This is a genomic window from Bifidobacterium margollesii (genome assembly GCF_002860355.1).
GTDB lineage: Bacteria > Actinomycetota > Actinomycetes > Actinomycetales > Bifidobacteriaceae > Galliscardovia > Galliscardovia margollesii.
In genome coordinates this window covers 101,880-121,329 of record NZ_NMWU01000015.1, presented here as the reverse complement: position 1 = coordinate 121,329, position 19,450 = coordinate 101,880, and the positions used below count along the sequence as shown (strand labels likewise).

At 56.6% G+C, this 19,450-nt stretch carries 14 protein-coding genes and 1 CRISPR repeat array; all 14 genes read right to left on the bottom strand.

All coding sequences use genetic code 11. From position 1 onward, the window contains the following. Window positions 1-56 precede the first annotated feature (56 nt). Window positions 57-1,175: a CRISPR direct-repeat array (repeat unit 36 nt; unit sequence TCCTCAATGAAGCTCTAGAGCTAAGGCTCTAGAGAT). Between the two features lie 249 nt (window positions 1,176-1,424). Then, window positions 1,425-1,721, bottom strand: coding sequence for a CRISPR-associated endonuclease Cas2 (cas2, locus tag Uis1B_RS12525; protein ID WP_101616205.1), 297 nt, complete (start codon window positions 1,719-1,721; stop codon window positions 1,425-1,427). 3 nt (window positions 1,722-1,724) lie between these two features. Then, a complete protein-coding gene (locus tag Uis1B_RS05080; RefSeq protein WP_101616203.1) occupies window positions 1,725-3,320 on the bottom strand; it encodes a CRISPR-associated endonuclease Cas4/Cas1 in 1,596 nt (531 codons plus the stop codon). Between the two features lie 10 nt (window positions 3,321-3,330). Next, window positions 3,331-4,401, bottom strand: coding sequence for a hypothetical protein (locus tag Uis1B_RS11850; protein ID WP_133124845.1), 1,071 nt, complete (start codon window positions 4,399-4,401; stop codon window positions 3,331-3,333). A gap of 4 nt (window positions 4,402-4,405) precedes the next feature. Next, on the bottom strand, window positions 4,406-7,462 hold the full coding sequence (gene cas3g, locus Uis1B_RS05075) for a type I-G CRISPR-associated helicase/endonuclease Cas3g (RefSeq protein WP_101616201.1): 3,057 nt from the start codon (window positions 7,460-7,462) through the stop codon (window positions 4,406-4,408). Next, entirely contained in the window at window positions 7,459-9,177 is a 1,719-nt protein-coding gene (gene csb2, locus Uis1B_RS05070; protein WP_101616199.1) for a type I-G CRISPR-associated protein Csb2, read from the bottom strand. The genes cas3g and csb2 overlap by 4 nt, the downstream gene beginning before the upstream one ends. 17 nt (window positions 9,178-9,194) lie before the next feature. Continuing rightward, window positions 9,195-10,400 carry a type I-G CRISPR-associated RAMP protein Csb1/Cas7g gene (cas7g, locus tag Uis1B_RS05065; protein WP_101616197.1) on the bottom strand — a complete coding sequence of 402 codons (1,206 nt, stop codon included), beginning with the start codon at window positions 10,398-10,400 and terminating at the stop codon, window positions 9,195-9,197. 341 nt (window positions 10,401-10,741) lie between these two features. After that, window positions 10,742-11,155 carry a type II toxin-antitoxin system VapC family toxin gene (locus Uis1B_RS05060; RefSeq protein ID WP_101616195.1) on the bottom strand — a complete coding sequence of 138 codons (414 nt, stop codon included), beginning with the start codon at window positions 11,153-11,155 and terminating at the stop codon, window positions 10,742-10,744. 420 nt (window positions 11,156-11,575) lie between these two features. Further along, window positions 11,576-12,814 carry an argininosuccinate synthase gene (locus tag Uis1B_RS05055; protein ID WP_101616193.1) on the bottom strand — a complete coding sequence of 413 codons (1,239 nt, stop codon included), beginning with the start codon at window positions 12,812-12,814 and terminating at the stop codon, window positions 11,576-11,578. A 241-nt stretch (window positions 12,815-13,055) separates the two neighbouring features. Beyond that, window positions 13,056-13,577: an arginine repressor gene (locus tag Uis1B_RS05050; RefSeq protein ID WP_101616191.1), complete on the bottom strand. Its 522-nt coding sequence runs from the start codon at window positions 13,575-13,577 to the stop codon at window positions 13,056-13,058. A gap of 5 nt (window positions 13,578-13,582) precedes the next feature. Then, entirely contained in the window at window positions 13,583-14,557 is a 975-nt protein-coding gene (argF, locus tag Uis1B_RS05045; RefSeq protein WP_101616189.1) for an ornithine carbamoyltransferase, read from the bottom strand. Between the two features lie 146 nt (window positions 14,558-14,703). Beyond that, window positions 14,704-15,993 carry an acetylornithine transaminase gene (locus Uis1B_RS05040; protein WP_101616187.1) on the bottom strand — a complete coding sequence of 430 codons (1,290 nt, stop codon included), beginning with the start codon at window positions 15,991-15,993 and terminating at the stop codon, window positions 14,704-14,706. Beyond that, a complete protein-coding gene (gene argB / locus Uis1B_RS05035; protein WP_101616185.1) occupies window positions 15,986-16,957 on the bottom strand; it encodes an acetylglutamate kinase in 972 nt (323 codons plus the stop codon). The genes Uis1B_RS05040 and argB overlap by 8 nt, the downstream gene beginning before the upstream one ends. 117 nt (window positions 16,958-17,074) lie before the next feature. Continuing rightward, window positions 17,075-18,244: a bifunctional glutamate N-acetyltransferase/amino-acid acetyltransferase ArgJ gene (gene argJ / locus Uis1B_RS05030; protein WP_101616183.1), complete on the bottom strand. Its 1,170-nt coding sequence runs from the start codon at window positions 18,242-18,244 to the stop codon at window positions 17,075-17,077. Then, window positions 18,241-19,335, bottom strand: coding sequence for an N-acetyl-gamma-glutamyl-phosphate reductase (gene argC / locus Uis1B_RS05025; protein ID WP_101616181.1), 1,095 nt, complete (start codon window positions 19,333-19,335; stop codon window positions 18,241-18,243). The genes argJ and argC overlap by 4 nt, the downstream gene beginning before the upstream one ends. Between the last annotated feature and the right edge of the window lie 115 nt (window positions 19,336-19,450).

Sequence of the window (19,450 nt, the reverse complement as noted above, 5' to 3'; positions counted from 1 at the left end):
AGAGCTAAGGCTCTAGAGATCTGATAGATGAGTCGGTAGACGATGTGCTATGGCTGTCCTCAATGAAGCTCTAGAGCTAAGGCTCTAGAGATCCGTTTGCCCGGCGTGCGCAGCACGGTAAGCCCGTCCCCTCCTCAATGAAGCTCTAGAGCTAAGGCTCTAGAGATGACGGGTGTGGATGCGGGATCGTAGTAGGACTGCAGTCCTCAATGAAGCTCTAGAGCTAAGGCTCTAGAGATAAGTTACCATCAGGCATTCCGCAAAGGGTATTTCATCCTCAATGAAGCTCTAGAGCTAAGGCTCTAGAGCTGACGAACTTCGCCAGCTCACGGTCCGGGTCGAGCCCTCCTCAATGAAGCTCTAGAGCTAAGGCTCTAGAGATCTGGAACGGCATCCGGACGGGTATGCGTACTGCGACTCCTCAATGAAGCTCTAGAGCTAAGGCTCTAGAGATCTTCAGCCTTCGAGGGTGGGCGGCGTTCCGGGCTCTCCTCAATGAAGCTCTAGAGCTAAGGCTCTAGAGATCTCGGTCTCATAGCCGGGGTCTATCACGGTGATGTCTCCTCAATGAAGCTCTAGAGCTAAGGCTCTAGAGATGTCGTTCACCAGTTCCGACAGTTCCGCCAGCACGCGCCGTCCTCAATGAAGCTCTAGAGCTAAGGCTCTAGAGATTGCGTAGGTGTTGCCGTCCGACCCGATGGCGAAGGATCCTCAATGAAGCTCTAGAGCTAAGGCTCTAGAGATGACGTGCGTGATGAGGAGCCGGTCCCCGTCCACCTCTCCTCAATGAAGCTCTAGAGCTAAGGCTCTAGAGATACCTTTTTTACATGGCAAAAAGGCCCATTTTTCACCTCCTCAATGAAGCTCTAGAGCTAAGGCTCTAGAGATACCAGCCCGAGCCTCTGGGCCTTCACCAACAACCGTCCTCAATGAAGCTCTAGAGCTAAGGCTCTAGAGATTTCATCGCGCGCAACGTCGCCCGAGTCCCCCTCATCGCTCCTCAATGAAGCTCTAGAGCTAAGGCTCTAGAGATTTCGCCCTTGCCGCGTGCCTTCGCACCCTGTTCGTCCTCAATGAAGCTCTAGAGCTAAGGCTCTAGAGATCTGCAGTGAATCGACCTGGCATGGTTCAGTCTGGAGTCCTCAATGAAGCTCTAGAGCTAAGGCTCTAGAGATGGTGGGCCTTAACCACGTTAGCATACTTGCTGTCATCCGAGGAGCTGCGAGGGCTCCAGAAAAGAACAGGCTTCGAACCGTCCACTTAGTCCGCAACATATTTTCAGGCCCAGAACAGCAACCGCGAAAGGTAAGCTACGAAATCAGAGATGATTCAGCCCTCGCAACCGATTCCTCAGCAACGAATCGCACGCTTTGCAATTATCAAGTTTCTATCGCACCAAAGCGAAACGTCACTAGTCTTAATTCTCAGACAATCATGGGAATCACAGTATCTCGATATCCGCGTCTGCCGATAAAGGTCATGGACTGTTTTTCACGATCACTGGATCCGAGATCGCATATCAGTATTGAATCAACAGAGGAATCAATTTCATCCTCCACCAATACCTTGATCTTCAGCAATTTTGAAGGTCGTATTCGAATCAGAAACACACTGTACTGCAGCCTCTCGCCATGACTCTGCAGAATTTTGGCGATACGCGATCTTCGTACATCATCATTGATGTCATACGCTATCAGGTAGCTTTTTCGCCCATCAGTCATGATTCATCGCACCCTGATTCCTCGATACGCAGACTGCGTACCGTCGAGATATCCAAGAATCATTCTCGCCTGTATTTCAATGATCCTCCTCCATGAAGCCCTATATTCAAAGATCGGATGAGTCAGTTCAGTGCTTATTCGACGCTCATAGGCTCCGATCAGCGTCTTCCGCGTCACATCTTTCATCCTCACCGAGCCAAGAGCCCGGGTAAATCCATCCGGACGAACTTCCCCATTGTTAATCACCGTCTGCACGACCGAATCAGCTACGGGAGCACGAAACTCCTCCATAAGATCCAATGCCAAAGCGGGTTTATTACGCTTTCCGCTATGCAAGAAACCAGCGTGAGGATCCAGTCCACAGGAAATCAAAGCACGTATGCAATCCGAAAGAAGAAGCGCATACGCATAATCCAGCAACGAGTTCAATTCGTCGAGCGCAGGTCTGCGTGTACGACCGTTCCATGGCCAACGATCACGCCGATCCGGCTTGATCAGACGATCGAACTGAGAAAAATATAGGGAAGCGGCTTCTCCTTCCAAGCCCAATACATCCTGCCATCGATTGGCGTTGCCAACGGTCTTTTCGATATTTCGCAACTGCCCCACCGTTGGATTGGCTTTATCGGAACGCCGCAGTAGAACCGACTGGTTATGCACTTTTGCGATGATGAATTCCCTAGCCAGTCCCAATCTTCCCTCCTGCGAGGCCACATGCTGCTCCGCACGCTGTAACCCATTGGGACCGTAAGTGGACATGGCCCATCCATACAATCGCCCAGTACCGCTACACCACAGAATCGGAACGCTCCGCCACATCAGTTCGCGAATCAATCCACTGGAAAGATCCGTATTCCCGTGCACCTGCAGTCCTTGAATGGTGTCAATAGGTATGGAAGCCAGTTCCTGGCCGTTCTTAAGGACGACCATACGGCCAGCCCGACTGAACGCCTTGGCTCCCGGAGTGGCAAGATGAGTCACCTGCTTATCGGAAGAAGTAACCATGATACGTCGACCAACAGGCTTTAGCCGCCGTTCCTCAGGAAGACATATTCCCACATGGGAACATTTCATGCACCGAGGATCGTCCTCCAACGGCTCAGGAGCAGTATCCGAATTGATCAGCAATCGTGTTCTCTCCACCGCCTCCTGCGCTTCGGCATAATCCGCGGAAGTCAGCTCCACCTCCACATTTCGATGATGAGTGGTGAAAAAAATCTCGGTGCGGGCGACATGATATCCCATATCTTCCAAACACGCCGCCTGCAGAGCAAGCTGCGTTCGCATCGCAGCGGTGACAATCATCTCTCGTTTAACCGGCGTGGCCTTGTATTCGCGAATAATCACCCCATCATCCGTCAACTTAGCCGCATCGAGTCTCCCGGACACGCCCCATTCCTCATGACGAATATTGATGGACTGGTACTCCCCTTCGTCATCAGCGGAGGGATTGCGCCTACGATCCACCTTACGGTGATCGTAAAAACCCTGCGACATTTGTGCCGAATCCACCCGCTCTCCCACGGACTCCAGCCACGCTCGTCTTGGACAAAACAGGTAGTTGGCAACCAGACTGATCGGAATAGGATCATCGTTCATGGGCTCTCCTTCATATCGACGTGTGTTCCATAAAAACGGGATGTCCCTTCATCAGCCAGCGTTCGGGAGCGGTTGGATTGTCCGAAACGTATTGTGGAAACAACATGCAATACTCCACACCCTTGCTTTTCAGCCATCTTCGGCTCCGTTCCACCGTCATCGTCGTAATATCGAAACGGATGCGGAAAGCTTCTCCTGAAGCCGAATCTTCCAAGACCTCATCCAATCCAATCGTCAGCAATGCCCGACTGCGTACGACGGCACGGTACCGGTCAAGAGTCCAAGGCTCCAACCATATAGGCAGTGTCACAAACGGATTCCGTCCGGCTATTTGAGCAAATGCCGCCGTACTGCCGCGTCTGGGAGTCGCTGACTTCATCACAGGAAACACGGAAACACCGAATAAAGCGCACCAGGCCCTTGCATTGTCCGTAATCGAGGGCCTTCGCAAACCAGTAGGTGTACGACTATTGTCTTTGTTCTCTCCCACCTCATCGACGACTTTCACATCCCGAAGTCCTTCTTTAATTTGCAAGAGGCTGCGTGAGGACACCGCCTCAGACAATGGGCGCAATCGTCCTGTGATGAATTCCTGCCCGCGATTACGCGTCACCATCTCCCATCGGGAGGCACCTCGATCGGGAGTGTATCCATTGGCAGTCAGGTCTCCAGACCAATACGATGGTTCGCCTAGTGCACCGACATACCGACGATCCAAACCCGTTTGCAACGTATCAATAGCCCTCGTACGATTTCGTTCCAGCAATCGCCACTTATCCGGAGAACTAGGAGCTTTGAATCGAGGACTTAACGTCGCATATTCCTTCTCCCCGTCTGAGTACGCACCGCTGGCATTCAGCCAAGGGGAATCTTTCCAACGTTTGGCATGGGCTTGCACGATCGCCGCGCAACCTTCCCAAGAGAGATCATCGTTGGAACGAATTACCGCTGTTCCGCGGTTCTTCCACCAGATCATGCAGGTACGCTGATTGTCAGCATCCTCAAGAATGGATGCAAGACCCACCAGCAGTAGGTGAATGAATGCGTCATCATAACGCCCGTTGATTTCCAAGTCCATCATTCATTCACCGTCCTTCAGCGGAAATCGTGATATCAGCGGAACGTAGTATCGCTTCAAGGTACGCAATGCCCCAATACCTGTATCGCATATTCGTATGGGAGATGATCCTCTCCCACATTCCTTCATCGAACAGCTCCTCGGCGGCGGAACGGATCTCATCAATATCCAGCATCGGGTCACTATCGCGATGATCCAGCACGTATTGCGGAATCAGGGTTGCCGCGTCGTCACGGAAGCATGAACGACCATGCCCGTGAGAGGTACCGGCCAACCGCGTCACCAGTTCGATGTCATTCGCACCGATTGAGTCATGCTTCGCCCAGCATTCGGCGGCAGACCGCTGTTCATGACGCCAACCTCGCAAGTTCAGTTCCCTGCGAATACCGGCCTCGTACACAGGTGAATGGTAACGGCTTTTGGCGAGATAGTTCATCTCGCCATATTCATCAGGCTTCGGCATTCGGTAGTGCAGTAGTTTCTGGAAACGCGGATCCTTTTTCCCGTCATCATGATGAAGCGCCGCGACCATGACATCATGGGAAAGCTCATCGGGCAGTCCGAGCGTATGAAGAAAACATTTGACTCGGTGTTCCACAGAACGCTGATGCCCATCAGACGTATTCAGATACACAGGTTCATCTTCTCGGGCGGAAACCGTCTTACGCATCTCCTGCTGGGTGACGTCATCCAAAGAATCCTCGGCAAACTGAATGAACAGCCAGGAATCCTGGGGCTCCTCGGCATCAATTAGGGGGAACACGAACCGGCTCGTCAACACATTTTCGTAGCTCTCTACGAACTTGGTCAAAGAGCCGACGGCCTTTTGTATCGCGTTATGGAGAGCCCTGCGATCAGCGTCGTCAACAAGCACATCCTTCAGTAGATACGGTTTTATGTCCGTCGCATCGGTTTTCAGGGAATCTTCCTCGGAAGCCTCAGAAGCGTCTTTCGACCGAATGGCAGAGAATATCCGCTTGAGTCGTCCGCTGTCGTCGTCATTGTCGGAATCCGATGAAAGGATAACCCCCTGATCCTGACACCGATTGTATACGTCAGTCTCGCATGACCCTTTTTTCGTCTTGAGCACATGCAAGTTCACGTCGAATAACGGCGCGGATTCGTCCACGACCAGCATGTCGCCGGAATGCAGACAATCGGACAGCGCCCCCAACTGGGGATTCCATAGCGTCACTGAATCTTCGTCCGTCTCTTTGGCCTGCACGATGAAGATGCGGAACGGCGTACGGGAGTCGAATTGTTTTTCGATTTCCGTGAACTGACTACGATTCCAAACCGGAAAAGCTTCATCCGCTACCGGGCGCGCTACCTCCAGCAGATCCAGCGCGTCGGTGTCATTCTCCGGCAAAGACCGAACGACCACGCCAATATCGGGAATGTCCTCGGATAGTAAATCATCCCTCAGCCACAGATTGATATCCGATGAACCCTGAAACGGCAGGTTCACGTCAGCTGCCAGCGCCTCATCCGTATGAGAAAGATTTTCCACATCCCAAGACTCCAGCCGCTGTAGTGCGGCACGCGACAATTCGGCGGGCCGCGGAGGATTCTGCGTGCATGCCCAAGCGGAAAGGCCGGAATCGATTCCCTCAAAGGTCTCCAACCATTGCACGGCATACTGCAGCTCATCGGACGTATATATGCTTTTAACCTTGGATAGATCTGGTTCCCGAAACACGATGACGCGTCCGGAATCCCGCTGCCCTCGTCGGTTCACCCGACCGGCGCGCTGCACCAATGCGCTGGCCGAAGGCAATTCGGTGATCAACGTGCAGAAATCGGCGTCGATGCCCACTTCCAGAGTCTGCGTGGCGATGACATAGTGCAGATTCGTAGATTCGACAGCCTGTTCATTGCCTTTTATGGCCTCGAACAGATCACTGTCGGTAAGCTGCTTCTTGTCATATCGACGCATCGGACCAACGAAAGAACAAATCTCCCCGCGGAATGTTTTTCCTTCCTTCCTCCACTCTTTCTGAATGGATCGCATGGCCTTCATCACCTCCTCGGCCATTTTCACGGAATTGACAATGCACCCCACGACGGATTTAGCGTTGTACTCGGCGACGCACCGTTCAGCCATCGCTCGAGCCAGGTCTTTTCGATCGACAGTGACGATATCCACCGGCTTGGGTTTGGTCAAGCGAGCGCACAGATCCGTATCCGTTTCGAAATCGGACTCTTCGACGGCCACATTCAGATCATCATCACTGATCGTCTGAGTCGCCGTGGTCGACATCACCTGCAATGGTGACACTCCCCGCAGTACAACGCCATTCCCGGACCGTTCCAATCGCTTCACGGATTTTGCAGTCTGAACCAACTGCCGACTAAGATGCGCCTCATCGGCGACCAACACCGTATCGTAGGCGAGCAGACCGGCTTCGATCGGGCGCGCTTGCGGTGTCGTACCGTATCCGCTGAACAGCAGACGACTGCCGAACATATCAGGAGTCGCGCAGATCACCTGACAGGCGGTTGGACGATACCGCCACTCCCTAATCGCATGATCCACCGGTTCGCCGCCACGGAGTCTGGTGACACGGAAGGAATCATACGACTCGGCATCGCCACGCTCCTGGATGATGGCGCCTTCACGTGCATCCAACCCGTGACGAATCAGGGAGAGAATACAACTCTCTCGCCCATCAACTTCCCTATCGACTGTTCGAATGCGATTCTCCAGTTCGACCGCCTCATCATATTGATCGTCCACCAGAGAACGTCGGTTGACGGTCATGACCAGACGCCTCGGAAGCGTCTCCAAACATAAACCACGCACTGCAGCGACAAGTTCAGGATCGGAAGATTCCTCATCCTCACGAGATAGGCCGGCAAGAGCATTAAGAAACACATGCACGTCGATAACCATGGTCTTACCTGAACCGGTAGGGGCAGACAGCCGATCCGGCCAGCGCCCAGAACCGATGATGGTGAGAACCAAACGTTTCTGCCACTGGTATGGTCTACGGCCATCATGAACGGCAGCGATGAATCGTTCGAACCGTTCCTCGATAATGGTTGCAATTGTCTCGTCAATCATCGTATCCACTTCGGCTTTCCTGTATCGTCAAACAGCTGCTTGGGAACATCCATCGGTATGAGCAGCCCTCCTCCCAAATGCCGACTCTGACCAATCACCAGAACACTTCGATCCAGTCCATACCGCGCATCGAATGACAGCAAAGCGGACAATCCAACCAGCAGATTCCCACGTTGCGTTTTATGTACGTAATCATTCATATGGGTACGTGTCACCATATTGGCATCATGAATTCTGACGGGACTGTGCTCGCCGAAAATCCAGTCGACCTGTCGCCAGTATTGTGTTTCCCTATCAAGGTTTCCATTCACCGCATCATCATTCGATTGGTTGAAATAGTCACGCCAGACATGAGCGATTGTGAGGGCGATGCTTTCCCGTGCTCCCCATTTGCGTATACCGGCCGGATCGGGAATGCGCCTCGTCTCCCTCATGCACAACGGATAGGGTACCCACAGTCGAGCACATCCTTCCTCAACCGGCCGCCACAGCCTGTTAAGATCAATCGTCGTATTGGCGGCGCCCAGTTCCAATGTCTGGGAACGTTTAGAATAGAACAGTTTCCTCCCCTGTAACCGGTCGCATATGTCCGCCATTATATTCATTTCCTCTACCGGCATATCCCGAGGGATCATCAGCAGGAATCCAGGAAGGTCAAGATCAAGATTCGAACTGATCGGCATGTCTGATGTCAATATCTGTATAGCCACATTATTTGCCGGCCGTTCCATAGCATCAGCTCGCTCATACTTTCCCGTGAGCATTGGAGAAGCGCCATAACCCCACTCTCGGACCAGTGTGCGATGCATGGCGACGGCCCACGAGACCAGCGTGGACTCTTCGGGTTCCCACTCCCGATACCGGCTAGATGCGTGATCGATAGAATTCTCTTGATCTATAACGACCCGCGCCGGAATGAAAAAACCCTGCGTCCATGGTTGCAGTAACTTCTGCCCGTCATTGCCTCTGAGACGCCTATATCCGATATGCCGTACGCAAGAAACCAGCGTATTGGGTAGTACCTTTTTCTCCTCCTCGCCACCATTTCCACGTATCCTGGGCGGCTTCCGCGAATATACGCTGGAATACCCGCGCTGTAGTTCCTGAAGATGACCTTCCCAAGGCACGGAAAATTCCATCGTCGATGACATCCCATCAAAGGACAGATCATCATCGCCGATTTTCAGACAGTGCTCCTCATCAATCGGAAATCCTTCGGCATCGACTGTCGTTGCAGTGATTCTGACCGGAACGCACGCCTCTCCCAAATATGGAATCTCCCAACACATGCGAGACAGCAGATCGACGATTTCCGGCTCAGGCGTTCGATCCCATTGCCAAAGCAGCAGGTCGCTTTCGGTATCGCCATACGCCACCGAAGACATGGCGCTCACGCCCTTGGCCTTTGCTTTGCTATAAGACCCTCGGTTGCGATACACGATTACCGACGAACGCCGGTTGTCCCGCATATGCAACGGTAATCGAACCCAATCAGGAGGGTTGGATTCAAGCCAGTGGAACACCGATTCCAGCTGAGCATCGGTCACACCACTTTCACCCTGCCCATATTCAGAATGAAATCCAAATGACCCGTAAGCCACGGAAACCAGCGCCTTGTATAGTCGTTCAGGAGACGGATAACATTCCGGACCACCGGTATCGTCCGCCCCCTGATAGGTGTGCATTAGGAAGCCAGCGGAAATGACGAAAGGCATGAACTATCGCCCTCCCCCTACTCGTTGGATTCATCGTCGCTGCCAGACTTCACCACCAGCGAGTTGCCTTCGACCTCCAACGTCTGACCTTGCCAGTCGATGCCCGCCTTGTCATGCGCCTGTTCATAGGCCTGCTTAAGAAGTACATCGGCGTCTTCGAGCGTGATCATCGAAAGTTCCTCACTCTCACCAAAGCGCTTGTCGAGAATGGTCGTCGGTTTCCCGGACTCGCGCAGAAGGCAATTCGCTCGCAAATTGAGTTCAGCGTTGCTACCCGCCATGGCATCAATAATCATCGCAGCGATCAGAGCTCTAACGGCCTCATCCCCCTCTCGTCCCTTACCGAATCGCAATGAACGCAACGCGGAAAAGCTCAACACATGAGTACGAATGATATTACTGACGGCGATGCCATCGAAGTTCGCTTCGTTACTGGACGGCGGTATGGCACCAAGTCCAATGACAGAACCCTTGCCATCCTTTTCAAATTTGGTTTTCAGCTTCTTGCTGACCTCCGGCTCAATAATCTTGCCGATTTTTTTGGCATCTCCCGTATCAAAACTAATGCTCGCAGCGACAGGATCCACTCGCGCTCCAGCACGGAACACGGGACGGTCGTCATTCTGATTGGCCAATACGCCAATGATTTCCCCATTAAATGACGATGCAATACGCAGCTGGTTCTTGTTCCGAGTGGAATCCCAAGCGCCAAATGCCACGGTAACCGGAGAGAGTTCAAATAACGGCATCATGTCGTCCGCCGTTGAATTACGCGCTCCGACATATTCCGGAAGCTCGGACGTCGAGGCGCCATTCACCGTTCCGATTCGGACATGTGCGTCAAACGCACGATGCGGAAGCTGAATCTCAAGATAGGACCGTTTGACCGCATTCCCCACTTCATCAGAAAAGTTATAATTCACCTGGATACGAGGCATCCGGGAAAAAATCGGGTGCTCATTCTTAATGGCCTGTACGATATATTCCTCAAGTCTGTTACTTTGCGACGTTCGTGAATCAATCAGAACCGTCCGGACCGATTTGCCATTGACATACCGGTCCTCGAAAATATAAGTGGCGGCATTCCCCTCCGTGTACTTGGCTGGAGCAACGATCCCTTCCTCTCCAGCAGCCGGTTCTAGAATCGTTTTTTCCGATAATGTACTAGAACCCCCAAGACGAGAGGCTTCATTCAAATCTTCAAGAGTCAATTTGCGTGCCATTACGTACCCTTTCCATCAGCAATCACAAGAAACGTCATAGTTCCCAGATATAAGAAGCTAGGCTCTGCCTCCTTTCCCCCAACTCTACCCGAAAAACGGGGGAATTCATGGAATGGGCGCTTCAGCGAAAACCAGCTCCGCTGAAGCGCCCGAAATATGATGCTACTCAAGGAAATCCAGGAATTCCAAGAGCAGCACCCCCAATGAAGGCCTCTGTAACCACAAAGGCAGTATGAATCCATTCCGCTAAGGCGGATTATCACACCTACCCTCAATGAATAAAAATGCGGTAGCGGAATCGTATCAGACCTAGGGTACCGATCCTTATCAGTTCTTATTGATTAATACCCAAGCCTTTGAACCAACTCCGGAGATTCAATGCGTGACACCGGAGAACGTTTAAATGCCTTGCGGTCAGTACTCACGATGTAATCAGCACCAGCTAATTCGGCACACGCCCTGACCAAGCCATCTTCAAAATCAGGTTCATCCGATGCCAATGACCGACGACATAGCGCCGCATCAACCGGTACCACATCAAATCTATCGAGGAAAAATGACAACCAGCCGCGCCTACCATCCTCAGTGCAGAAATTTCGTGCCACATAATATGCATCGTTCAAGCTCCCGGCACAAAGAACAATCGACACAGCACCGTCATTGAAAGCATCTATCACACGAATCGAACTAGAAGAGTTGACACGGTCCGGAATCATCAAATCAAGAAGAAAATTCGTATCAATGAGAATTTTCACGATTCGAAAGTTCCTTTTTCAAATCATCAGGTGACATCGTCGCAAAGCGAGTGCCCAACGGCGTCAACGACCTCAAACGACGAAGTTCCACATTCGCCTGCTCCGTCGTCATACGACGCGGTGCACGATCTACACGAAAATTAACGTCAACAACCGTCATAATTACACCTCACTTTCACTCGTAATACCAAGCATACCCGTAAACGACATACGAAATATAGTCTAAGACTCACAAATCCTTCTTTCTCTACTAGGTTTGATATTTTGCGTTAGCAAATATCAATTTCATACCAACTCTATCACGTATCGATACGACCCAACTTCACCGATAACGAAATGAGGCCCGCATCCCTCTCGCTAGAGGGATGCGGGCCTCATTTTGGCGTCAACACAATCGACGAATTACTTCGCAGTGATCAATTACTCCACGGCATTCTCCGGGACGTCGATGCCGTTGCCGAACTTGACGTCGCGGGCGGCGGCGACTCGGCTCGGCAGACCGTAGATGTCGATGAAGCCGTTGGAGGACTTCGAGTCGAAACTGTCGCCGGAATCGTAGGTGGCGAGGTTGTAGTCGTACAGCGAGGTGTCGGAACGACGACCGGTGACCACGGCACGACCGCCGTGCAGCACCATGCGGATCTCGCCGGAAACGTACTTCTGGGTTTCCTCGATGAACGCGTTGAGCGAGCGGACGGCCGGGCTGAACCACTGGGCGTCGTACACGAGCTCGCCCCAGCGCTTGTCGATGTCGCGCTTGATGCGGTGCTGCTCGCGCTCGAGGCAGCAGTTCTCGAGCTCCTGATGGGCGGTGATCAGCGCCACGGCACCCGGGGCCTCGTACAGTTCGCGGGACTTGATGCCGACCAGACGATCCTCGATCAGGTCGATGCGGCCGATGCCCTGAGCACCGGCACGGCGGTTCATCTCCTCGATGGCCTGCAGCGGGGTGACGTCGCGTCCGTCGATCTTCACCGGAACACCCTGCTTGAATTCGATGACGACCTCATCCTCGACCGGCGGGAAGGCCGGGTCGTCGGTGTAGGAGTAGCAGTCCTTGGTCGGGCCGTTCCACGGATCCTCGAGGAAGCCGGTTTCGATGGCGCGGCCCCACACGTTCTGGTCGATGGAGTATGGGCTCTTCTCGGTCTGCACGATGGGCAGCTTGTGCTCCTTGGCGAACTTGATCTCCACGTCACGGGTCAAAGCCAGATCACGGATCGGGCTGATGGCCTTGAGCGTCGGGTCGATGGAGGCGATGGACACCTCGAAACGCACCTGATCGTTGCCCTTGCCGGTGCAGCCATGGGAGATGGTGTCGGCGCCGAACTGGTGGGCGGCGCGCACGAGGTGCTTGGAGATCAGCGGGCGGGAGATGGCGGAGACCAGCGGGTACACGCCTTCATACATGGCGTTGGCCTTGAGGGCCAGCATGCAGTATTCGTTGGCGAATTCGTTACGGGCGTCGACCACGTAGGCTTCGACGGCGCCGCAGGCCAGAGCACGTTGCTTGATGGTCTCCAGGCTTTCGCCGCCCTGACCGACGTCGAGGGACACGGCGACGACGTCCTTGCCGGTGCGCTCCTTGAGGTACGAAATGGCAACGGAGGTATCGAGACCGCCGGAGTATGCCAGAACAAGACGATTGTTATCCGCCATGACTTCCCTTTCTAGTCGGTATGGCCCGCTCTTCTATGATTCGCGATTACGAGTTCACGATTACGTGCTGCGTATATTATGCACGACTATGCATAACTATGCAAATCGGTGAGTCGCAGCCCCTCACTCCGCTGTATCGGCCCAATGTATCGGCCCAATGTATCGACCCAGTGCATCGGCGCACGCACCAACCGGCACATCCGACCGTCAGCTATACCCGACAGTCAGCCGTACCCGACCGTCAGCTCTTCGACACTAATGCCAACAGCCAGTCGGCACGCCTTTGGGCGCTGTCGTCGTCGGTGCAGATCATCATCACCGTATCATCCCCGGCGATGGTGCCCAGCACATCGGCTATCGGCTGACGGTCGATCACGCTGGCAACATACTGCGCGGCACCGGACGGCGTATGGATGACCACCAGATTACGAGCCGCGGCCACCGAGGTGATCAGTCCGGAAAGCACCTTGGCCATCTGCTGTTCGCCCTTGGACTCCCCGCCCGCCTCGGAACGGGCCGGCGCCTCCACGGCCCGTCCGATCGCATACGCCACCGTGCCGTCGGTCAGACGGGTTTTGGTGGCGTTCATCTCATCGAGATCACGACTCAGCGTGGCCTGGGTGACGGCGATGCCCTGATCCGCGAGAATCTGGGAAAGCTGCGACTGCGAGGTGACGACGTAATGGGCCAGCGCCTGTTCGATGGCGCTCAGCCGCGCTGCACGATTCGCCGGACGCTGCAATGACGGAATGGAATCGGCCATGGAGATCAGGCGAGCTCACCCAGAAGCGACAGATCCTCACGCTGCCATGCGACCAGCCAGGTCAGCAGGGCCTTCTGCGCGTGCAGACGGTTTTCGGCCTCGTCCCACACCACCGACTGCGGCCCGTCGATCACTTCGGAGGTGACCTCCTTGCCGCGATAGGCGGGAAGGCAGTGCTGGAACAGGGCGTCCGGCTTGGCGTACGACATCAGCTCGGCATTCACCTGATAGTTCCAGAACGGCTTGGATCGGATGGCGTATTCGGCCTCCTCACCCATGGAAACCCAGGTGTCGGTGAACACGCAGTCAGCATCAGCCACGGCCTCCTTCGGATCGGTGGTGACGAGGATGGACCCGCCATTTTCGGCCGCGATGCGTTCGGCGTCGGCCACGATCTTCGGGTCGGGCAGGTATCCCTCCGGGCCGGCCACGCGCACGTTCATGCCGGCGACGGCACCACCGAGCAGATAGGAGTTGGCCATGTTGTTCGCCGCGTCGCCAAGGTAGGCGATGGTCTGACCGGGCAGTGCGTCCACGCCGCCTCGATGCATGGCGATGGTCTGCAGATCGGCAAGCACCTGACAGGGGTGGAACTGATCGGTCAGCGCGTTGACCACCGGGCAGGTGGCGTATTTGGCCATCTCCTCAACACGATCCTGACCGAAGGTGCGCCACACGATGCCGTAGGCCATGCGGGTGAGCACCCGGGCCGTGTCGGCGACCGGCTCGCCACGACCGAGCTGGGAGCTGGACTTGTCGATCACCAGCGGGTATCCGCCGAGTTCGGCAACGCCGATGGAGAAGCTGGATCGGGTGCGGGTGCTGGGCTTGTCGAACAGCACCGCCACCGCCTGCGGGCCTTCGAACGGGCGAGAGTAGAAGCGGTCGGCGCGGAATTTCTCCGCGAGTTTGAGGATCTGCCTCTGCTCCTCATGATTGATGTCGTCGTCGCGCAGCATATGCCGCAGTTCGTGTGCCATCGTGTGTTCTCCTTAGGCGTTACGGGATTCGATTACGGATTTGTATGGGAGTGAAAGACCACTGCTGATCGTCGGAACGATTCCACGAGGCCCACGTTCCGACGTCAGGCAGGTCAGCCGTCGTGCGGATCGACAGTCTGAACGGATCAGTCGTCAGGCAGATCGGCCGGTACCCCGGCGAGAATCTCCAGACACTGATTCACATCATTCTCGGTGATGATCAGCGGCGGGGCAAACCGCAGGGCGTTCGGAGCCACGGCGTTGACGATCAGCCCGCGCTGAAGCGCCCAATCGGCCACGGCATGCGCACACGGATGGGCCAGCTGCACCGCATCGAGCAGACCGCGGCCGCGCACCGCAACGAACAGCGGATTGTCAAGGGAGGCAAGGCCTTCGCGCAGCTGGCGTCCACGTTGCTCAGCGTTCTCCAGCAGGTTCTCGTCCTCGATGACCTTCAGCGTGGCGAGGCCCGCTGCGGCGCCCAACGGATTGCCCGCGAAGGTGGATCCGTGCGAACCGGGGGTGAACAGGGAGGAGAGCTTCTCGCCGAAGGCGATCAGACCGCCCATCGGGAAGCCGCCGGCCACGCCCTTGGCGAAGGTGATGGCGTCGGGAGTGATGCCCCCGGAAAGATCGTCGCGTTGGAACGAGAACCACTTGCCGGTACGACCGATGCCGCACTGCACTTCGTCGATGATCAGCAACGCGTTATGACGATCGCACAGATTGCGTGCGGCCTTCACATAATCGGAGCCCAGAGGCACCACACCGGCCTCTCCCTGAATCATCTCCATGATCACCGCGGCGACCGGCCCCTTGCCGTAACGGCCGAGACCCGTCTCATTGAACGCACGCTGCAGGGATTCGACGTTGCCTGCCTCCACGAATTCGATCGCGGGAACCAGCGGTTCGAACGGCTTGCGAATCGCAGGCTTCCAAGTGGCGGAAAGCGCGCCGAGCGTACGACCGTGGAAACCGTGGGTCATCGCCAGAATGCGGGCGGGCTTGCCACCGATGTCGGGCAGGGCACCGGGCAGGGTCCGGCCGTAAAGCTTGGCAAGCTTGATGGCCGCCTCGTTGCCCTCAGCACCGGAATTGCCGAAGTACACATGGGACCCCTTCGGAGCGCCGGCAAGCTCGACCAGCTTCGAAGCCAGTTCGATCTGCGGCTCGGTGGCGAAGTAGTTGCTCACATGAGCCACCTTGGCGGCCTGTTCGGAAACAGCCTTCACCCATGCCGGGTGGGCGTATCCAAGAGCGTTCACGGCAATGCCGCCAAGGAAGTCGAGGTATTCGTTGCCATCGACGTCCCAAAGGTGAGCGCCCTCGCCGTGGTCCATCACGCGAAGCGGGGTGCCGAAGACGTTCATATGCACGTCACGGTAGGCACCCAGCCATTTGCTGTCGTTGCTTCCCAGCGTTTCCAGATCAGCCATGATAATACGCGCTCCTCATCTCGATGCCATCTTCGGGAACGACCATGGTGCCGATGCCCTTCGTGGTAAAGATCTCGTTCAGAATCGAATGCGGCTTACGACCGTCGATGATGTGAGCCTGCTCGACACCGCCGTCGATCGCCCGCACGCATGCCTCCATTTTCGGACGCATGCCGGACTCCAGCTCAGGCAGCATGTCACGCAGATTCTCCACACCGATGCGGCCCACCAGCGAATCCCTGTCGGGCCAGTCGGCATACAGGCCGTCGACGTCGGTGAGAATCACCAGCTTCCGGGCGCCAAGGGCGGCGGCCAGCGCGGCCGCGGCGGAATCGGCGTTCACATTGAGCACTTCGGTGGGGTCATCCTCGTTCGGTGCCACGGAGGAGACGACCGGAATACGACCGGCCGCGATCAGATCCTCCACAGCGGAGGCGTCGACGCTCACCACATCGCCCACCAAACCGATGTCGGTGGGCTTGCCGTCGATGATCGGCTTGCGCTGCATGGCGGAGAACAGACCTCCGTCCTCACCGGAAAGGCCGACCGCCATCGGACCATGGGAGTTGATCAGTCCCACCAGTTCGCGCGACACCTTGCCGGTGAGCACCATGCGCACCACATCCATGGCCTCGGGCGTGGTGACGCGCAGACCACCCTTGAACTCCGATTTGATGCCCAACGCCTTGAGCATGTTGGAGATCTGCGGCCCGCCGCCGTGAACCACCACCGGGTGAAGGCCCACCTGACGCAGGAACACCATGTCCTCGGCGAAGTTCTGCTTGAGCTTCTCATCGACCATCGCATTGCCGCCGTACTTGATGACCACGCACTGACCGTAGAACTCCTCCAGCCACGGCAATGCCTCGATAAGCACTTCGGCCTTCTGGTCGGCGCGCAGATCGGTATGCACGTCGAAGTGGAAGCCCGGTCCCACCACGTTCTTCGTTTCCGCCTTAACCATTGTTCCTCTTCGTTCCTGTTCCCCTATCGTATGGGATGTTCCGGCCGCAGGGGATTCCCTGTTCCCGAAATGTCGCTGGCGCCCGGAACGCCCGGACGCCAGCGATCCAGCACCGGCTCACGACTCGTAGTCGGCGTTGATATGCACGTATTCGTGCGTCAGATCGTCGGTCCACACGGTGGCGCTTTCGTCGCCTTCGCCCAGATCGATGTCGAAATGCACCTCGCGCGGCGTCATGTCCACGTCGGAGCGCGGGGCGCCGGGCTTGCCGCCGTCGCACACGCGCACGCCGTTGACGTCCACCGTCACGTTGTTCGGATCATACGGCGCCACCTCTTCGGGCACGGTGCCCAGCGAGGAGACCACACGACCCCAATTCGGATCGTTGCCGGCCACGGCGCACTTGAGCAGATTGGAAGCGGCCACGGCGCGAGCGCAGGCCAGAGCCGCCTCTTCGCTGGTGGCCCCGGTGACGGTGACGCGAATGTCGTGCGATGCGCCTTCGCCGTCGCCGATGATCTGCCGGGACAGCGATGCACAGGCCTGTGCCACCAGACGATCGAACTCGGCTTCGTCGGGCTCCACACCAGAAGCTCCGGAGGCGAGCAGCAGCACGGTGTCGTTGGTGGACATGCATCCGTCGACGTCGATGCGGTTGAACGAGGTCTCCACGCCGGCTCCGAGAGCCTTGCGCGCCTGTTCGGCGCTCACCTTGGCGTCCGTGGTGATCACGCACAGCATGGTGGCCAGCTGCGGAGCGATCATGCCCGATCCCTTGACCATGCCGCCGATGCGATATCCGCTGCCTTCGAGAGCCACGGTCTTCTTCTTGGTATCGGTGGTCAGAATGGCTTCGGCGGCCAGCTCCCCGGCCTCGTCGCTTTCGGAAAGCTCGGCATGTGCGGCCTTCACGCCGGCAAGCACGTTGTCGAGCGGCAGCAGATCACCAATCATACCGGTGGAGCACACCGCGACGTTCGAAGCATCGACACCTTCGAGGGCGGCCAGCTCGGCCGCGGTGTCGGCGGACTGACGGTATCCGGCTTCGCCGGTGCAGGCGTTGGCGCAACCGGAATTCAGCACGACGGCCTTGATATGCCCGTCGGCCACGGCCTTACGCGACCACTGCACGGGCGCCGCGCAGAACCGGTTGAAGGTGAACACGCCGGCGGCCACATCCAGCGGCCCGTCGTTCACCACCACGGCGAGATCCTTCTTACCTTTCACCGCCGAAACCCCGGCCGCCACGCCGGCTGCGGAAAATCCCTTGGCGAACGTTACGCTCACGGTGCCACTCCAATCTTTGTCAATCCGGTATCTTCTTCAAGTCCAAGCGCGATGTTCAGCGACTGCACGGCCTGCCCCGCGGTGCCGCGGTTGAGGTTGTCGATGGCAGCGAACGCCAGCAGCCGCTTCGCCCTGCGATCAACCGCCACCTGAATGTGTGCGGCGTTCGATCCGATGATGTTGCCGGTGGCCGGCAGCACACCTTCGGGAAGCAGGATCATGAACGGCTCGTCCCGATAGGCGTTCTCCCATACGGCACGAATCTCGGCGTCGCTCATGGCCAGCGCCTTATCGGTCAGATGCGAGGAGACCGTGGCGAGAATGCCTCGGGACATCGGTGCGAGCACCGGCGTGAATCCCAGAGTGAATCGTTTCGCTTCGGCGGCACCCAGACCGGCCGCATGCGCGAAGTTCTGCAGGATCTCGGGAATATGACGATGGGTGCCGCCCACACCGTAAGGCAGCGCGGAGCCCAGCGCCTCGGCCGCCAGCAGGTTGGTGCGCTTGAGGTTCTTGCCCGCTCCCGAATAGCCGACGACGAGATCGGCCACCAGATCGTCGGGCTCCACCAAGCCTTCGGCGATGCCCGGCTGCATGGCCAGCGTGGTGGCGGTGACATTGCATCCCGGCCCGGCGATGCGTTTCACCTCGGCAAGCGTCTCACGCTGACGCCGGTATGTTCCGTCGCCGTTCTTGCCGGTGATGAGCTCGGGCATGCCGTACGTCCAATGCTCGTAGAAATCACCGCCGTAGTATTCGTCCCATGCCGAGCTTTCCTCCAGACGATGGTCGGCCCCTAGGTCGACCACCACGCTGCCGGGGTCGAGCTGGGCGGCCAGAGCTCCCGAAGCCCCATGCGGCAGCGCCAGAATGATCACGTCGTGACCGTTCAGCACTTCGGGGGTGGTGTCCTCCACCGTAAGATCGGCCAGCTGCGGGATGTGCGGCATATGCTTGCCCAGCTTGTCTCCCACCGAGGAATGACCCGCCACGCAGGTGACCTCCATATTCGGGTGTGCGGCAAGAATGCGCAACGCCTCGCCACCCGCATATCCGGTGGCCCCGGCGACCGCGACCGTATATTTCGCCATGACTCTCCCTATATCGACCGCAATGGCAGGCATCGCAGTCCCTTCGTCCAGTAACAAGCGACGATTATACACACATATGCAGAACTATGCATAATTATGCAATATATCGGGAGTC